We start from the raw sequence: 15,363 nt of genomic DNA, 5'->3' as shown, positions 1-15,363 counted from the left end.
TGATTGACTAAGACTAAAGTTTATGATATAATCTTATAAAAAATAAGGGATAATAAATGAGTAATAGTTTATATGAAACACTAGGTGTTTCGCAAAATGCTAGCGCAGATGAGATAAAAAAAGCTTATAGAAAATTAGCAAGACAATATCACCCAGATATCAATAAAGAAGCAGGTGCTGAAGAAAAATTTAAAGAAATCAATGCCGCTTATGAGATTTTAAGCGATGAGAAAAAAAGAGCTCAATATGATAGATATGGTGATTCTATGTTTGGTGGGCAAAGTTTTCATGATTTTTCAAGAAATGCAGGCGGAGCTGATATTAATGATATTTTGAATAATATTTTTGGCGGGGGTTTTGGAGGATTTGGTAGAGGTTTTAGCTCTAGTAATAATTTTAGAAGTGGTTTTGGCGGCTTTGGCGGCTTTGAAGAGGATTTAGACTTACAAGCAAGTGTTAAAATTCCTTTTGAAAAAGGAATTTTAGGTGGTGAGCATACCATAAATATCAATAATGAACAAGTTAAAATCAAAATTCCACATGGTATAAAAGATGGCGAAAAGCTACGCATACGAGGTAAGGGAAAAAGCTTTCAAGGACAAAAAGGAGATTTGATTTTAAAAGTAGAGCTTGAAAAAAGTGATGAATATGAAAGAGAAGATGATGATTTATACAAAAAAGTTGAAATTAGCCTAAAAACAGCACTCTTTGGAGATAAAATCAGCGTACATACCCCAAGAAAAGAAGTTAAAATCACTATACCGCCAAATTCTAAAAATAATCAAAAAATCAGACTTAAAGGCTATGGAGTACAAAATAGAAAAACAGACCTTTATGGGGATATGTATTTAATTTTAAATGTAAAAATACCTGATATTAATAGTCTTGATCCTGAATTTGTAAAAATTTTAGAAGAAAAATTACCTTAAAAGGAGTATGCAATGGAGCATAGTTATGATGAACCGGTGTATCTTATAAGTGTTGTTGCAAAGGTCTTAAGCATACACCCACAAACTCTAAGACAATACGAAAAAGAAGGTTTAGTTGAGCCAAGCAGAACCGATGGGAAAATGAGACTATATTCTCAAAAAGATATAGATAGAATCAAAATGATTTTACGCTTAACAAGAGATCTTGGAGTTAATTTGGCTGGTGTTGATGTGATTTTAAAGCTAAAAACAAAAATTGATGAGTTTGAAAATACCATTGAAGAACTAAGATTGGAACTTGATAGAAGAGATAATCCTTCAAAATCAAGAGCAGTAGTTAAGCACAGAAGTAATTTTGATTTAATTTTTTTAGAAAAAATGAAATAATAGAATAAAAAAGGCTAATTAGTGGAAGAGTTTTTAAATGTCTTTTTAGTTGCAGTTGCTTTTGCTGTAATTTTAAATGTAATTTTAAAAAAATTTGGTATTCCAACTATTATAGGCTATATAGCTACAGGTTTATTTGTGCGTGAATTTTATGGTTTTAGTACTAATGAAATCATTATCCATGTAGCTGAGTTTGGTATAGTTTTTTTAATGTTTACCATAGGACTTGAATTTTCATTTAAACATCTTTTAGCAATGAAAAAAGAAGTGTTTTTAAATGGAAGTTTGCAAATGCTAACTTGCGGTTTGGTTTGTACTTTACTTGTAACTTATATTTTAGGTATAGCAAACCATATAGCAATGATAGCAGGTTTTGCGCTAGCTTTATCATCCACTGCTATAGTTTTAAAAATACTTAATGATAGTGGTGATATCAATGAAGAATATGGCCGAAAAGCTTTGGGAATTTTGCTTTTTCAAGATATTGCTGTAATACCACTATTATTAATGATTGATATATTTAGCTCTCAAAATGCTGATATTTCAAAGCTTTTACTTACAACCCTAGTTAGTGCTGTGATTTTACTTGTTTTGCTTTATTTTATAGGCAAGTATCTTTTTACTTATGTTTTAAAATTTATCATTAAGACTAATGCAAATGAAATTTTCATCGCTACAATTCTTTTTACAGTTATAGGAGCAAGCTTTTTAGCACATTCTTTTGGTTTTTCATATTCACTTGGGGCATTCATAGCCGGAGCTTTGATAGCTGAAACTAAATACAAACACAAAATAGAAGCAGATTTGGTTCCTTTTAGAGATTTACTTTTAGGATTTTTCTTTATTAGTGTTGGTTTGCAAATTGATTTTCACATAGTTTTTGAAAATTGGTTTTTGATTTTTGTTTTTGTAAGCTTGGTATTATTAATAAAATTTATTGTAATTTATGGACTTTTAGCTCTTTATACAAGAAAAAGAGTAGCTTTGAAAACTGCTTTAAGTATTTCTCAAATTGGAGAATTTGCACTAGCAGTGTTTTCACTAATGCAAGTTAATTCATTATTAGATGAAAAAACAGCACAAATTTTTATTATAGTTTCTATTATCACTATGGTTGCGACGCCTTTTATTTTAAATAATCTTAGAAAAATAGCCAATGTAGCTGAAGGTGAACAAAATGATATGGCTAAATTTTATCTATGCGATCAAAAAATGAAAGATCATTTTATTATTTTTGGTTATGCAAGATTAGGCCAAGAAGTGGTGCAAAAGATTAAAAAAACAGGTATTCCATATCTAGTTTTAGAAAGTGATTTAAATTTAGTTGAGCTTGGACGTAGTAGAAATGAAAATGTATTTTTTGCAAATGTAGCCCAAGTAGAAACACTAAAGGTAGCCAATATAGAAGAATGCTCAGTTGCTATTATAACCATAAGCAATGAAGCTAAACTTGATATGCTTTACCAAGTGCTTTCTAACTTTAATAAGCCCATACAAACGGTTTTAAAAATAAGTGGTACAGGTGCTAAGATCATTTTCCCACATACTGATAAACATTTACACATTGTGGATGCTGAAGCTTCAATAGCTAGAAATTTAGTACAAGAAGCATTACAATGTAGAATCAATACAAGTGCAGCAGAATGAAAAATGATGAAAAAGCTTTAAGAGTTAAATACGTAAGAGCTTTAGAAAAATTTACTAATTCTGCTGTAAGTGCATTAAAAAGGGAAGATTTTGATTTAACACTTTTTAGAGAAAGAATGCAAAAAAATGCTAAAACCTTTGAAAAAGTTCAAGCAGTGTTTTTGGATTCTACCTATACTAAGGCTTTGGAGATTTTTGTAAATGAGTGTTTAAATGAGAGTTTAGATCAAAAAACCTTGGCTTCAAAAGCCAATGCCTTATATAAGCTAAAAAATAACCAAAGTTACAAAAAAGACAAGCATAAAATTAAATTTAAGGATGAATATTGATAAATGTGATTTTTGATATGGATGGCACGCTTATAGATAGTGCTAATGCTATAGTATGTGCGGTAAATGAAATAAGAGCGGATTTAAATTTAGAACCTTTGAAAAGAGAGTTTATTTTAGATACTATCAACACTCCTGGGCAAAATTATGCTAAGATTTTTTACGGGGTTGATATTTACTCACATACTAGTTTTAAAGAAGGTTATGAGAAGTATTTTATCAAGCATTATGATCAAAGCGTGGTGCTTTTTGATGGTGTGCTTGAGGTTTTGGATTTTTGTAAAAAAAATGATTGTTATCTAGCTATAGCTACTAATGCGCCTCAGGAAAGTTTAGTACCTATTTTAAAAAAACAAAACATTCTTTCATATTTTGATAAAATATTAGGTGTTAGTTATGGTATAGAAGCTAAGCCTGATCCTATGATGTTAAGATTAATCGCAGATGAAGCAAAATATGAAAAAAGTATTTTTATAGGCGATAGCTTAAAAGACAGACTTTGTGCTAAAAATGCTAAGATGAATTACATACATATTTCTTGGCAAAAAGAAATTAAAGATTTAGATGAAGCTAACGATAAAACTACTTTAATAGAAAAAATTCAAACTCACATGAAAGGTTAAAAAATGGATATTTTTGATGAAATGTTTGCAAAAAGCCCTAAAGAAAAATTTATCGAAACAATAAAATATGCAAATTTAGGTGCATTAGAAAATGTTTTAGAAAAATTATTAGCCGATCATATCGCTATGATAGAGCTTTTAGAAAAAAATAATTTAAATGAAAGCGATGTGGCGCAATTTCAAATGGAAAATTCACTCTTAATAGATGAGAGAAAAAACGATTTTTACATAGGATTAAGCGCTGAAATTTTAGGGCATGAGGGTTGATTTTGCGTTTATTTTTATCTTTATTTTTGATACTTAATTTTTTAAAGGCTGAAGTATTTTTTGATTATACTTATAAATTTACCTTAAGTAAAGATGAAAAAGCAAGTGTAAAAATAAAAGAAATTGACTATCCTGATGAGATTTATTATTTTGACTTTTCATGGACTTTATTTGATCAAACTAATATCATTGTTCATTCAAGATATAAAAAATACCCTAGACAATTTGTGATGTCTTTAAGAAGAAATTTAAACTGGGTAGATCAAACCTTAGTACCTGATTATAAAAATCCTCATATAGATAGAGCAAGATTGATACTTGAATTTAGTGATTTTAAAAAAGGTGAAGCTATTTTTACTGTGTATATAGAAGATAAAGATAAAAGATTAGAAGTAGAATTTTTAGACCCTAGAAAAGCCTCTCTTAATCAAAACTAAAGTAAAATTTAATAAAATATAATTATAAGAAAACTAAGGAAAGCATAGTGCAAAAGATCGATCAATATATGCATGAATTTTTATCTGAATTAAACTACAAGCCTATTTTAACCATGAGTTCAAAACTTCAAGGTGGTAAAAAATTACGCTCAAAACTACTTTTAAAAATAGCTGGGGAAAGTGATATTAGCTATAAAATCTGTGCTATTATAGAGTTAATTCATGCTGCAAGCTTATTGCATGATGATGTGATTGATGAGGCAAAATTAAGAAGAGGAGTAAAGTCTATCAATGCACAATTTGGAGCTAAAAACGCTATCATGCTCGGAGATATCTTATACTCAAAAGCCTTTTATGAGCTTTCTTTAATAGATTTAAAATTAGCAAAAATCATTTCTAATGCTGTTGTTATGCTTTCTGTTGGTGAATTAATGGATGTAAATTTAAGCGAAACTTTCAATACCGATAAAAACGCTTATTTGCAAATGATATACAATAAAACAGCCATTTTAATCGAAGCTAGTGCAAGGTGTGGGGCTATACTTGCTAATTTAAATGAAGATGATTTCGCAGAATATGGTAAAAATTTGGGTTTAGCTTTTCAAATTGTAGATGATATTTTAGATATTAAAGGTGATGAGCAAACCTTGGGAAAACCTGCTATGAATGATTTTAAAGAAGGTAAAACCACTCTTGCTTATATGTATTTGTATGAAAAATTAAATCCACAAGATCAAGAAATACTTAAGTCTTATTACAAGAAAGATTTAAGTGTGGATGAGCTTGCTTGGATTAAAAATAAAATGCAAGGATATGAAATTTTTAATCAAGTTGGTCAAGAACTAAACACTTATGCAAATAATGCTTTAAAAGCTATAGCAAAATACAATATAAAAGATTTAGAAGATATTATTAAAAGTATGATAGAAAGGGAATTTTAATGCATTATTATTGTATCAGTTTTACACATAAAAATACAGATATTGCTACTAGAGAAAAACTTTCCTTTTCTAATGAAGATAAAAAAAGAGAGTTGTTAAAGCTAATTCATGCTAATAATAAAATTTTAGAAAGCTTAGTGCTTAGTACTTGTAATAGGGTTGAAATTTTTCTTTTTGTTGGGGATATTGAAAGCATTAATGAGCATATTTTAAGAACGCTTAGTTTGCTTTGTGGAGTTGATAAAGAAAATTTAAGCACTAAGGCTGATTTTTACGAAGATAGTGGGGCTATCCATCATTTATTTTCTGTGGCAAGCTCACTTGATAGCTTGGTTATTGGTGAAACACAAATTGCTGGACAATTAAAAGATGCTTATAAATTTGCTCTGCAAGAGCAAAGATGTGGTGTGCATTTAACTAGAGCAGTGCATTATGCTTTTAAATGTGCGGCAAATGTTAGAAATCAAACCGAAATTTCTAAAAATCCTATTTCAGTTGCTTCAGTAGCAGTAGCAAAAGCCAAAGAACTCCTAAATTTAGAAAATAAAACTGCAGTTGTAGTAGGTGCAGGGGAAATGAGCGAACTAGCCTGTAAGCATTTATTAAATGCTAAGGCCAAAGTATTGATATTAAATAGAGATATACAAAATGCCCAAAAGCTTTGTGAGGATTTGGGTGAAAATGCAAGTTGTGAAAGTATTGCAAATTTAAAAGAAGCGCTAAATCAATATGAGATATTTTTTAGCGCCACAAATGCTCCGCATGCTATTATAACTAATGATTTATTAGAAGAAAAAGATTATAAAAGATATTTTTTTGATATAGCGGTGCCTAGGGATATTGATGTAAAAGCAAATGAAAAAAATATAGTCTATGCTGTTGATGATTTAGAAGAAGTTGTAAGAAAAAATTTAACTCTAAGAGAACACCAAGCCCAAATTGCTTATTCTATAGTAGGAACTATGACAAATGAATTTTTTCAACATCTAAGCAAACTAGCAACCCTGCCTTTAGTGAAACAACTACGTTTACAAGCTGATAAAATTGCCAAAGAACAATTACAAAAGGCTATAGATAAAGGATATTTAAAACACTCAAACCATGAAGAAGCAAGAAAGCTTATAAGACAAGTAATGAATGCCTTTTTACATCATCCTAGTGTAAATTTAAAAAAGCTAAGTGGAACTATGCAAAATGATTCAGTAGTTAATGCTATGCGTTATGTGTTTGATTTAAAAAATGAAAATATGGAAGGTTTAAACCTTTATAAATGTGAATTTAATTTGGAGAATAATCATGAAATTTAGTAAATTTTATGCCATAAGTACAAAAGAAAATCCAAAAGACGCTACTTTACCAAGTCATATATTTTTAGTTAAAGGTGCCTTTGTAGAACAAATTGGAAGTGGTTTGTATAATTTTTTGCCTTTAGGAAAAAGAGTTTTAGATAAGATTAAAAATATCATCAAAGAAGAAATGGATAAAGCGGGAGCTTTAGAAGTAAATTTAAGTTTTAATACTCCAGCTGAACTTTGGAAAGAAAGTGGGAGATTTAACGTTTTTGGCAAAGAGCTTTTACGCTTTAAAGATAGAAAAGAAAATGATTTTGTCTTAGGGCCAACTCATGAAGAAGCTATGGTGGCTTTAGTAAGAAATAAAATAAATTCTTACAAACAACTTCCTTTACATTTATATCAAATAGGACTTAAATTTAGAGATGAAGCTAGACCTAGATTTGGACTTTTAAGATGTAGAGAATTTTTAATGAAAGATGGTTATAGTTTTCATGCTAATGAAGCTGATTTAGACAAAGAATTTAATCTTATGCATGAAACTTATAGTAAAATTCTTACAAGATTAGGACTTGAATTTAGAGCTGTTGAAGCTGATAGCGGGGCTATTGGTGGAAGCGGTTCAAAAGAATTTATGGTTTTGGCTAAAAATGGCGAGGATGATATATTATTATGTGAGCATTGTGATTATGCTGCAAATATTGAAGCAGCAAAAAGAGCTAAAAAAAGTTGCGAAGATGAAAGACCAGAAGCTGACTTTGCTACACAATTTCACACTCCAAATGTAAAAACTATAGAAGAATTAGCAGAATTTTTTAAAATTAATCCTTACTATACTATTAAAGCTATTGCTAAAAAAGCTATTTATGAAAATGAAGAAAAAATTGTAGTATTTTTTATACGCGGTGATGATGAATTACAAGAAGTTAAAGCACTAAATGCAGCAAATGCACTAGAATTAGTTGATGCAAGTGAAGAAGAATTAGAAAAAGCAGGTTTAGTGCCAGGATTTATCGGCTTTGTAGGATTAAATGGAGTTGATTTTTATATTGATCATGAGCTTGAAAATGAAACAAATATGATTATTGGAGCAAATAAAAAAGATTATCATTTAGTCGGAATCAATGTTGTAAATTTAAACAAAGAACGCTTTAAAGATCTTGCGGCGGTTAAAGAGCATGATCTTTGTCCAAAATGCCAGCACAAGCTTAAGCAAAGCAAGGGTATTGAAGTAGGACATATTTTTAAACTTGGAAATAAATACTCAAAAGCAATGAATGCAAGCTATTTAGATGAAAATGGTAAAGCTCAATTTTTCACTATGGGTTGTTATGGTATGGGTGTTAGTCGTTTGGTTGCGGTTGCCATAGAAGCAAGCCATGATGAAAAAGGCTGTATTTGGAATAAAACTTTAGCTCCTTTTGTTTTAGATATCATCGTTTCTAATATAAAAGATACAAAAGCTATGGAATTTGCTGAGCAAATTTACACTCATTTTAGAGATAAAGAAATTTTATTTGATGATAGAAATGAGCGTTTTGGTGTAAAGATTAACGATTTTGAATTAATGGGCTTTCCTTATGCTTTAGTTATAGGCAAAGGCTTAGAAAATAATGAAGTAGAGTTAATCCATAGAAATACCTTAGAAAAACAAGTTTTAAAAACCCAAGAAGTAATTTCACACTTAGAGAAAATTCTATGATAGCAAGAGTAAATATAAGTGCATTTTTGATTTTAGAATTGATTGCTAGTATTTTATTTATAGCTTTTTTTGGTTTTTTAAATTTTTTTATGATAGTTTTTGCAAGTATGTTTTTAGGAGCAATGTTTTTAGCAAAGACTTGGACAAATCTCATTACTATGCAAAATACTAACACGAATTTATTTGGTATGATTAAATTATTTTCCTTAACTATAGTAGGAATTTTACTTTTAATACCAGGAATTTTAAGTACATTTTTAGGAATTTTGCTTTTATTTTTTATGATGGCACTAAAACTTTTTACAAAACAAAAAAGAAAATATCATCATCATACAAACAATGAAGAAGAAATCATAGATGTAGAAATCATACAGGAGCATAAAAAATGCAATTAATTATCGCAACAAGAAAAAGCCAACTTGCGTTATGGCAAAGTGAGCATATAAAAAATAAATTATCGCAAACACATTCTGAATTAGAAATTTCTTTAGAGGGTTTTAAAACAAAAGGTGATGTTTTACTTGATTCACCTTTGGCTAAAATAGGTGGAAAAGGACTTTTTACAAAAGAACTTGAAGAAAGTATGTTAAGAGGTGATTCGCATTTAGCCGTGCATAGCTTAAAAGATGTTCCTAGTTTTTTTCCAAAAGGTTTGGTTTTAGCTGCTATTTCAAAAAGAGAAGTTGTAAATGATGCTTTTTTAAGTGATTATTATGAGAGTTTAAATGCTCTCCCAAAAGGTGCAAAAGTAGGTACAACAAGTCTTAGAAGAAGAATGCAACTTTTAGCGTTAAGACCTGATTTAAACATCATTTCTCTAAGAGGTAATATTAACTCACGCTTAGAAAAACTTAAAGCCAAAGAATTTGACGCTATTATTTTAGCTTTAGCTGGTATTAAACGCTTAGGTTTGGATAAAGAAATAAAATACATTAGGGCTTTTGAGCTTGATGAGATGATACCCGCAGCCTCCCAAGGAGCCTTAGGTATAGAAAGCATTGATGATAAACAAATTTTAAAATACCTTGAATGTTTAAATGATGAAAATGCCTTTATAGAAACCCACGTAGAAAGAGATTTTATAAAAACTCTAGAAGGTGGCTGTCAAGTACCTATAGGAATTAACGCAAAAATCATTGATGAAAAAATAGAAATTCGCGCCATAGTAGGCTTACCTGATGCAAGTAAAATTCTCAAAGAAAAAAGAGTGATTGATAAGCAAGATTACACTAATGCAGGCGAACTTTTAGCTAAAGAAATGATAGCAAAAGGCGCAAAAGAAATTTTAAAAGAAGCAGAGAGTATGATATAAATGCAAAAATTCGTAGAGCTTTTAGAAAAAAATAATTTATTAAAAACCATTCATGAGCCTGTTGATATTGATCTTGAAATGGCACATTTAGCTTATATAGAAGTTAAAAAAGAAGATTCAAAAGCCTTACTTTTTACTAATGCAGTAAAAAATGGTAAAAAATACGATTATCCTGTCCTTTTAAATACTTTTTGTAATGAAAAAGCTTTAAAATTAGCATTTGAAAAAGACTATGAGGAAGTAGCTAAAGAAATTAACTCTTTGCTTAAAATGCATATACCACAAAGCTTTGGTGCAAAATTAAATTTTTTCAAAACCTTACTTGATTTAAAAAATATTCCACCAAAACGCATTAAAAAAGATGGAGAATTTAACCACAAAAGTTTAAATTCTTTATATGATATACCTATTTTAAAAACTTGGGAAAAAGACGCTGCGCCTTTTATTACCATGGGGCAAGTTTACACTCAAAGCTTAGATAGAAAACAAAATAATCTTGGAATGTATCGTTTGCAAGTGGTTGATGAAAAAACATTGCTTATGCATTGGCAAATTCATAAAGATGCGAGCCATTTTTTCCATGAGTATAAAAAAGCAAATCAAAAAATGCCAGTAAGCATAGCCATAGGTGGAGATCCTTTATATATTTGGTGTGCTCAAGCACCTTTACCAAAAGGAATTTTTGAACTTTTACTTTATGGCTTTATCAAGAAAAAACCTGCCATTTTGGCAAAATGCAAAAGCAATCATCTTTATGTGCCTTATGATAGTGACTTTGTGATTGAGGGCTTTGTAGATCCAAATGAATTCGCACCTGAGGGACCTTTTGGAGATCATACGGGTTTTTACACTCCGGTTGAGCTTTGTCCTATTTTAAAAGTAGAAAAAATCTTTGCTAAAAAAAATGCGATTTATCAAGCTACTGTTGTGGGAAAACCACCTTTAGAAGATAAATACATGGGGCTTGGCACAGAAAGAGTTTTTTTACCTTTACTTCAGACAAATGCCCCAGATTTGATAGATTACAACATGCCTGAAAACGGAGTTTTTCATAATTTGATCTTGGCTAAAATAGAAGTAAAATACCCAGCTCATGCAAAACAAGTTATGCATACTTTTTGGGGAGTAGGGCAAATGAGTTTTGTAAAACATGCTATTTTTGTTGATGAAAATGCACCTTGTTTGAAAAATTATGACAAACTCATACCTTATATACTCAATCGCTTTGATGAAGAAAAATTACTTATTAGTGAAGGAATTTGTGATCAACTCGATCATGCCTCAAACACTTATTGTTATGGTGGTAAAGCGGGGCTTGATGCGTGTGGTGATGAGAAAAAAGTTGAACTTGAAATTCTAAGTGATGAGGCTTTACTCTCACTTTTTAAAGAAAAAGATCAAAGTATTTTAAAATTAAAGCAATTTTACACCCAAACCTTTGCTCCAATTTGTGTGATTTTGATTGATAAAAAAGAAAAAATAACTCAAGTTTTTGAAAGATTACAAACTTGTAAAAAGCATTTTAGAATCTTGGTTTTCTTAGATACAGATGCTATTTTAGAAAATCCTTATATGCTAGTTTGGCGTGTGGTAAATAATATCGATGCAAAAAGAGATATATTTATCAAAAAAGATTGCGTTGCGATTGATGCAACAAATAAAGGATCATTAGAAGATTATCATAAAGAATGGCCTTTAATGACAAATTGCTCCAAAGAAGTTATAGATAGACTTATTGCTAAAAATTTACTTCCAAATGATGAAAAATTATTCAAAAAGTTTGAAATTTTCTAATTTTAAACTTTTTGAGAACACTTTTTGCTTGTAAGAAAATATAGATTTTTAATCTAAATATTAAGTTTTTTTAAATTATGTCGATAGAGTATTTTAAAGTCTTTTAAAAAGGAGTTTAAAATGGACATTAGCAATAATATTCAAAGAGATGCAAATGTAGCTCATTTTAACACAAAAAGCGTTGAAAAAGCACCTCAAGAGAATAAGCAACAACAAGTTAATTTAAATGATCAAGATGAGAATTTAAATGAAAAACTAAAAAACGTGACAGAAAAGCTTAATAATCAAATGGAAACACTAGGAACAAATGTACGTTTTGCATTTAACGACAAAATCAATGAAATGTATATAAACGTAACTGAAAAAGACACGGGAAAACTTATACGTAAAATTCCTAGTGAAGAAGCAATGAAATTAATAGAACATTTTAAAGGTGTTATTGGTACTATTTTTGATAAGGAGAGCTAATTATGGCAGTAGGTAGTTTAGGTAGTTTAGGGATAGGTTCTGGTGTTTTAACAAGTGATACGCTTAATAAACTTAAAGAAGCGGAGATGAATGCGAATTTAAAATTTTATAATTCGCAACTTGAAACTAATGGATTAAGACAAAAAGATTTAGCAGAGCTTGAAGCTAAACTACTTGCATTTCAAACGGCTGTAAATAGTCTAGGAGATGCTTCGCAGTTTAATCAAAAGAAAGTATCTCCCAGTGTAAGCGGGGATAGTGCTGCTGCGAGTTTAACCGTAGGATCTTTATCTAATCTTACCAATATGAAAGTTATTGTGGATCAACTTGCTCAAAAAGATGTATATCAAAGTAATGGTTTCAGAGATAAAACTTCATCAGTACTTCAAAATTTAGGTCTAAGTGGCACTAAATCTTTTACAATCACACAAGATGGAAAAGAATATAAAATAGAAATTGATCAAAGCACTACAGTAGCTCAACTTGCTGAAAAAATCAACTCTGCTACAGGGGGTAAGGTAGAAGCTAAAATAGTTAATACTGGAGATAAAGAAAACCCATATCGTTTAGTAGTACAAAGTAAAGATACTGGAACGCAAAACAATATTTCTTTTTCAGGTGATGAAGATCTCTTAAAGGGTATGGGATGGGAGCTTGATAAAAATAGTATTAGCGCTGGTGGTTTGTTTGGTTTTAGAGAAAATGGAAATAGCGATAAAACTCAAATCGGTGGAAAAATTACTGGTAGTACCTCTGATAAATTATTAGCCTCTGGTGAAAAAACTTCTTTAACTTTTGTAGTTAAAAACGGCGATACTTATGATAGGTATACCATAGATATCGATGAAAATACCACATATGATAGCTTAGCTGAACAAATTAGTAAAAAGACTAATGGTAAGGTTAAATTAGAATTAACAGATACAGGAGCAACTTTCAAAACAACCAATGGGGCTGAGCTTGGAATTTTTGATGGAGGTTATGCTGTAGATGAAGATGGTAATATTGACAAGGCAAATTATACTAGAGATGACAAAGCTACAAAATTATTAAGTGAAAAATTTGGAATTAACTTAGATACTAGTACGCCACAAGGTTATAATGTTTCTAAAGATAATAAAAATCATATCCAAAAAGGCATGGATGCTATCTTTAGTGTAGATGGCGTTCAAATGACTAGACCAACTAACACTATCACAGATATAAGCCCAGATACTACTTTAGAGCTTAAACAAAAAGGTGAAATAAGCTTTAATGTAACTCAAGATACAGCTGCTATAGCTGAATCTTTAGAAAGTTTAGCAACTGCTTATAATGATTTGATGTTAAATCTTACAGCAGCTACAAAATATGATCCTGATGCGGGGACAAAAGGAAATTTTGTAGGTGTTAATGCAATCTCAAATATAAAATCTCAAATTAATAATATTTTACTTCAAACTATCACAGTTGATGGAACAATTACAGTTGGAGATAGCGAGACTTCGGAAGGGACAAAAATATCATCTAAAGTTAGTTTATCTTTGGCTGATTATGGGCTTACTATATCTAATGGAACCATGACTTTTGATTCTTCTAAATTTAATACCAAATTTAGTGAAGATCCAGAAATGGCCGAAAGATTTTTTGTAGGAAGTAATGGTTTTGAAGATATAAACTTAAGCGGAGAAAAGGTTGGAGGATTTGCAAGCAAAAACCCAAATGGTATTGATTTTAAAGACTCTGAATTTAAAATTATTTATAATGAAGAAACCATAGATTTAACCAAAACAAAAAATGGCGATCCTTTTGTGCTAACGGGAAGCACAGATGAAGAAATGGCTCAAAATTTAGTTGATCATATTAATAGCTTTGGTCTAGAAGGCTTAGAGGCCAGTTTTGAAATTATCAATCAAGGAAGTCCTGACCAAAAAATTCAATTTAAAATTAAAGGAACTTCAGGAAGTGATTTGGAAATTCAAGGCAAAGAAGACTTTTTAAAACAATTTGGATTAAGTCCTAAAACTATGTATTCAAATTGGAAAGAAGAAACCGGAACTTTTGGTGTGCTTAAAAACACCATGAGAGAGATGATGAGTTCAGAAGGTTCTTTTGGTGGGTATAAAGCTTCTTTAACAAAAGAATCAAAGAATTTGAATGAAACCATAGAAAATACAAAAAGCTCTATTGATACAAAATATGATACTATGTGGTCAACATGGGCAGCATATGATAGTATTATTTCTAAATTAAACAATCAGGCAAGCGTTATTGCTAATATGATTAATGCAGCAAATAATCAAAATTCTTAAAACAAGAAAGGATTTAAATGGTAAATAGTGCAGTTTACAATGCATATTCACAAAGCCAAGCAGGTGTAGAATCTCAAGAAAAACTTATAGAGATGTTATACGGAGGGATTCTACGCTTTGCTAGTAGAATAAAAATAGCCATACAAAATGAAAATATTGAAGAAAGAGTGTATTATGTAAAAAGAGCCAGTGCTATTTTTGTTGAGCTTATTAACTGTCTTGATTATGAAAAAGGCGGGGATGTAGCACATTATCTAAGTGGTTTATATACTAGAGAATTACAACTTCTTTCTTTAGCAAACATAGAAAATAATGAGGCTAGAGTAGATGAAGTAATAAATGTAGTAAAAGGCTTATTAGAAGCTTGGAGGGAAGTACATCAAAAATGAGCGAGAAAAAATGGATAGATGAGTTTAAATTAGCTGTATATACTGAAGATGTGGAAAAAATAGTTAAACTCATCGAAAAACCTGACTTTAAAGATTATCCCAATGAGGCTTTAGCGCTTACCAATGAAGCAATAGCTTTCATGAAAAAAAAGCAAGATGAAGTAGCTATTAATTTACAAAAACTCAAAAAAGCTTCTGCTTATATGAAGTAAAACATGGCGATAAGCCGAGTTCTGTCAAGAGCGATCATTTATCTAGACTTGTTTTTGCAAACAAGCTCAAGCGAAGGGTTATATTATAAGACTAAAACCACCCCTTCTTGCTGCAGATTGGGTTTACATAGCTAGCTTTGTTACCAAAGCTACTGGTAGGCTCTTACTCTACCGTTTCACCTTTTCCATAAAAATATGGTAGTATTCTTTCTGTTGCACTTTCCCTTAGGTTACCCTAGCCATCCATTAGATGGAATCTTTGTCTTATTGCAGCTCGGACTTTCCTCTTCAAAAAGAAGCGATCGCTTGCCATGTTTAGATAAATTCTACCAAAAAAATTATT

The 15,363-nt window shown here is 30.3% G+C and carries 17 protein-coding genes and 1 other RNA gene; 17 read left to right on the top strand and 1 reads right to left on the bottom strand.

Going from position 1 to position 15,363, the window contains the following annotated elements; all coding sequences use genetic code 11:
• Window positions 1–56 precede the first annotated feature (56 nt).
• The 17 genes from CD56_RS04260 (at window position 57) to CD56_RS04175 (ending at window position 15,020) form a co-directional block, all read left to right on the top strand.
• On the top strand, window positions 57–929 hold the full coding sequence (locus CD56_RS04260) for a co-chaperone-curved DNA binding protein A (RefSeq protein ID WP_039628332.1): 873 nt from the start codon (window positions 57–59) through the stop codon (window positions 927–929).
• Window positions 930–941: 12 nt separating this feature from the next.
• A complete protein-coding gene (locus tag CD56_RS04255) occupies window positions 942–1,316 on the top strand; it encodes a heat shock protein transcriptional repressor HspR (RefSeq protein ID WP_039618318.1) in 375 nt (124 codons plus the stop codon).
• 21 nt (window positions 1,317–1,337) lie between these two features.
• The gene (locus tag CD56_RS04250; protein WP_047208291.1) at window positions 1,338–2,963 is read left to right on the top strand and encodes a cation:proton antiporter domain-containing protein; all 1,626 of its coding nucleotides are present in this window, start codon (window positions 1,338–1,340) and stop codon (window positions 2,961–2,963) included.
• Entirely contained in the window at window positions 2,960–3,292 is a 333-nt protein-coding gene (locus tag CD56_RS04245) for a hypothetical protein (protein ID WP_047208290.1), read from the top strand. Before CD56_RS04250 ends, CD56_RS04245 begins: the two co-directional genes overlap by 4 nt.
• A complete protein-coding gene (locus CD56_RS04240; protein ID WP_047208289.1) occupies window positions 3,289–3,915 on the top strand; it encodes an HAD family hydrolase in 627 nt (208 codons plus the stop codon). The genes CD56_RS04245 and CD56_RS04240 overlap by 4 nt, the downstream gene beginning before the upstream one ends.
• 3 nt (window positions 3,916–3,918) lie before the next feature.
• The gene (locus CD56_RS04235) at window positions 3,919–4,182 is read left to right on the top strand and encodes a DUF2018 family protein (RefSeq protein WP_039618310.1); all 264 of its coding nucleotides are present in this window, start codon (window positions 3,919–3,921) and stop codon (window positions 4,180–4,182) included.
• Complete coding sequence (locus CD56_RS04230; RefSeq protein WP_069106908.1) at window positions 4,179–4,619, top strand: exporting protein; 441 nt, start codon at window positions 4,179–4,181, stop codon at window positions 4,617–4,619. The genes CD56_RS04235 and CD56_RS04230 overlap by 4 nt, the downstream gene beginning before the upstream one ends.
• Before the next feature lie 47 nt (window positions 4,620–4,666).
• The gene (locus CD56_RS04225) at window positions 4,667–5,560 is read left to right on the top strand and encodes a polyprenyl synthetase family protein (protein WP_047208288.1); all 894 of its coding nucleotides are present in this window, start codon (window positions 4,667–4,669) and stop codon (window positions 5,558–5,560) included.
• Window positions 5,560–6,867, top strand: a complete 1,308-nt coding sequence (gene hemA, locus CD56_RS04220) for a glutamyl-tRNA reductase (RefSeq protein WP_047208287.1) — start codon at window positions 5,560–5,562, stop codon at window positions 6,865–6,867. Before CD56_RS04225 ends, hemA begins: the two co-directional genes overlap by 1 nt.
• On the top strand, window positions 6,854–8,554 hold the full coding sequence (locus tag CD56_RS04215) for a proline--tRNA ligase (RefSeq protein WP_144412008.1): 1,701 nt from the start codon (window positions 6,854–6,856) through the stop codon (window positions 8,552–8,554). Before hemA ends, CD56_RS04215 begins: the two co-directional genes overlap by 14 nt.
• Window positions 8,551–8,949 carry an FxsA family protein gene (locus tag CD56_RS04210; protein WP_047208285.1) on the top strand — a complete coding sequence of 133 codons (399 nt, stop codon included), beginning with the start codon at window positions 8,551–8,553 and terminating at the stop codon, window positions 8,947–8,949. Before CD56_RS04215 ends, CD56_RS04210 begins: the two co-directional genes overlap by 4 nt.
• Window positions 8,940–9,866, top strand: coding sequence for a hydroxymethylbilane synthase (gene hemC / locus CD56_RS04205; protein ID WP_047208284.1), 927 nt, complete (start codon window positions 8,940–8,942; stop codon window positions 9,864–9,866). Before CD56_RS04210 ends, hemC begins: the two co-directional genes overlap by 10 nt.
• Window positions 9,867–11,660, top strand: coding sequence for a menaquinone biosynthesis decarboxylase (locus CD56_RS04200; protein ID WP_047208283.1), 1,794 nt, complete (start codon window positions 9,867–9,869; stop codon window positions 11,658–11,660).
• A 120-nt stretch (window positions 11,661–11,780) separates the two neighbouring features.
• The gene (locus CD56_RS04195) at window positions 11,781–12,128 is read left to right on the top strand and encodes a FlaG family protein (protein ID WP_047208282.1); all 348 of its coding nucleotides are present in this window, start codon (window positions 11,781–11,783) and stop codon (window positions 12,126–12,128) included.
• Between the two features lie 2 nt (window positions 12,129–12,130).
• Entirely contained in the window at window positions 12,131–14,419 is a 2,289-nt protein-coding gene (gene fliD / locus CD56_RS08085) for a flagellar filament capping protein FliD (RefSeq protein ID WP_052768372.1), read from the top strand.
• A 17-nt stretch (window positions 14,420–14,436) separates the two neighbouring features.
• A complete protein-coding gene (fliS, locus tag CD56_RS04180) occupies window positions 14,437–14,808 on the top strand; it encodes a flagellar export chaperone FliS (protein ID WP_039618295.1) in 372 nt (123 codons plus the stop codon).
• Window positions 14,805–15,020 (top strand): hypothetical protein, encoded by a 216-nt coding sequence (locus tag CD56_RS04175; RefSeq protein ID WP_039618292.1) that lies wholly within the window; start codon window positions 14,805–14,807, stop codon window positions 15,018–15,020. Before fliS ends, CD56_RS04175 begins: the two co-directional genes overlap by 4 nt.
• Here CD56_RS04175 and rnpB read toward each other — a convergent pair.
• Window positions 15,015–15,338: RNase P RNA component class A (rnpB, locus tag CD56_RS08140), an RNA gene on the bottom strand. The two genes, CD56_RS04175 and rnpB, sit on opposite strands and share 6 nt — an antisense overlap.
• Window positions 15,339–15,363: the final 25 nt, after the last annotated feature.

The organism is Campylobacter lari, from assembly GCF_001017575.1.
Classification (GTDB): domain Bacteria; phylum Campylobacterota; class Campylobacteria; order Campylobacterales; family Campylobacteraceae; genus Campylobacter_D; species Campylobacter_D lari_C.
The sequence above is the reverse complement of the archived record's forward strand: the minus strand, read 5'-3'. Positions and strand labels throughout refer to the sequence as shown.

What these genes read in the sequence shown, in the direction of transcription:
- CD56_RS04245 (WP_047208290.1), top strand. Translation starts at nt 2,960, where the DNA reads ATGAAAAATGATGAAAAAGCTTTAAGAGTTAAATACGTAAGAGCTTTA.
- fliS (WP_039618295.1), top strand. Translation starts at nt 14,437, where the DNA reads ATGGTAAATAGTGCAGTTTACAATGCATATTCACAAAGCCAAGCAGGT.
- hemC (WP_047208284.1), top strand. Translation starts at nt 8,940, where the DNA reads ATGCAATTAATTATCGCAACAAGAAAAAGCCAACTTGCGTTATGGCAA.
- CD56_RS04260 (WP_039628332.1), top strand. Translation starts at nt 57, where the DNA reads ATGAGTAATAGTTTATATGAAACACTAGGTGTTTCGCAAAATGCTAGC.
- fliD (WP_052768372.1), top strand. Translation starts at nt 12,131, where the DNA reads ATGGCAGTAGGTAGTTTAGGTAGTTTAGGGATAGGTTCTGGTGTTTTA.
- hemA (WP_047208287.1), top strand. Translation starts at nt 5,560, where the DNA reads ATGCATTATTATTGTATCAGTTTTACACATAAAAATACAGATATTGCT.
- CD56_RS04235 (WP_039618310.1), top strand. Translation starts at nt 3,919, where the DNA reads ATGGATATTTTTGATGAAATGTTTGCAAAAAGCCCTAAAGAAAAATTT.
- CD56_RS04210 (WP_047208285.1), top strand. Translation starts at nt 8,551, where the DNA reads ATGATAGCAAGAGTAAATATAAGTGCATTTTTGATTTTAGAATTGATT.
- CD56_RS04200 (WP_047208283.1), top strand. Translation starts at nt 9,867, where the DNA reads ATGCAAAAATTCGTAGAGCTTTTAGAAAAAAATAATTTATTAAAAACC.
- CD56_RS04255 (WP_039618318.1), top strand. Translation starts at nt 942, where the DNA reads ATGGAGCATAGTTATGATGAACCGGTGTATCTTATAAGTGTTGTTGCA.
- CD56_RS04175 (WP_039618292.1), top strand. Translation starts at nt 14,805, where the DNA reads ATGAGCGAGAAAAAATGGATAGATGAGTTTAAATTAGCTGTATATACT.
- CD56_RS04195 (WP_047208282.1), top strand. Translation starts at nt 11,781, where the DNA reads ATGGACATTAGCAATAATATTCAAAGAGATGCAAATGTAGCTCATTTT.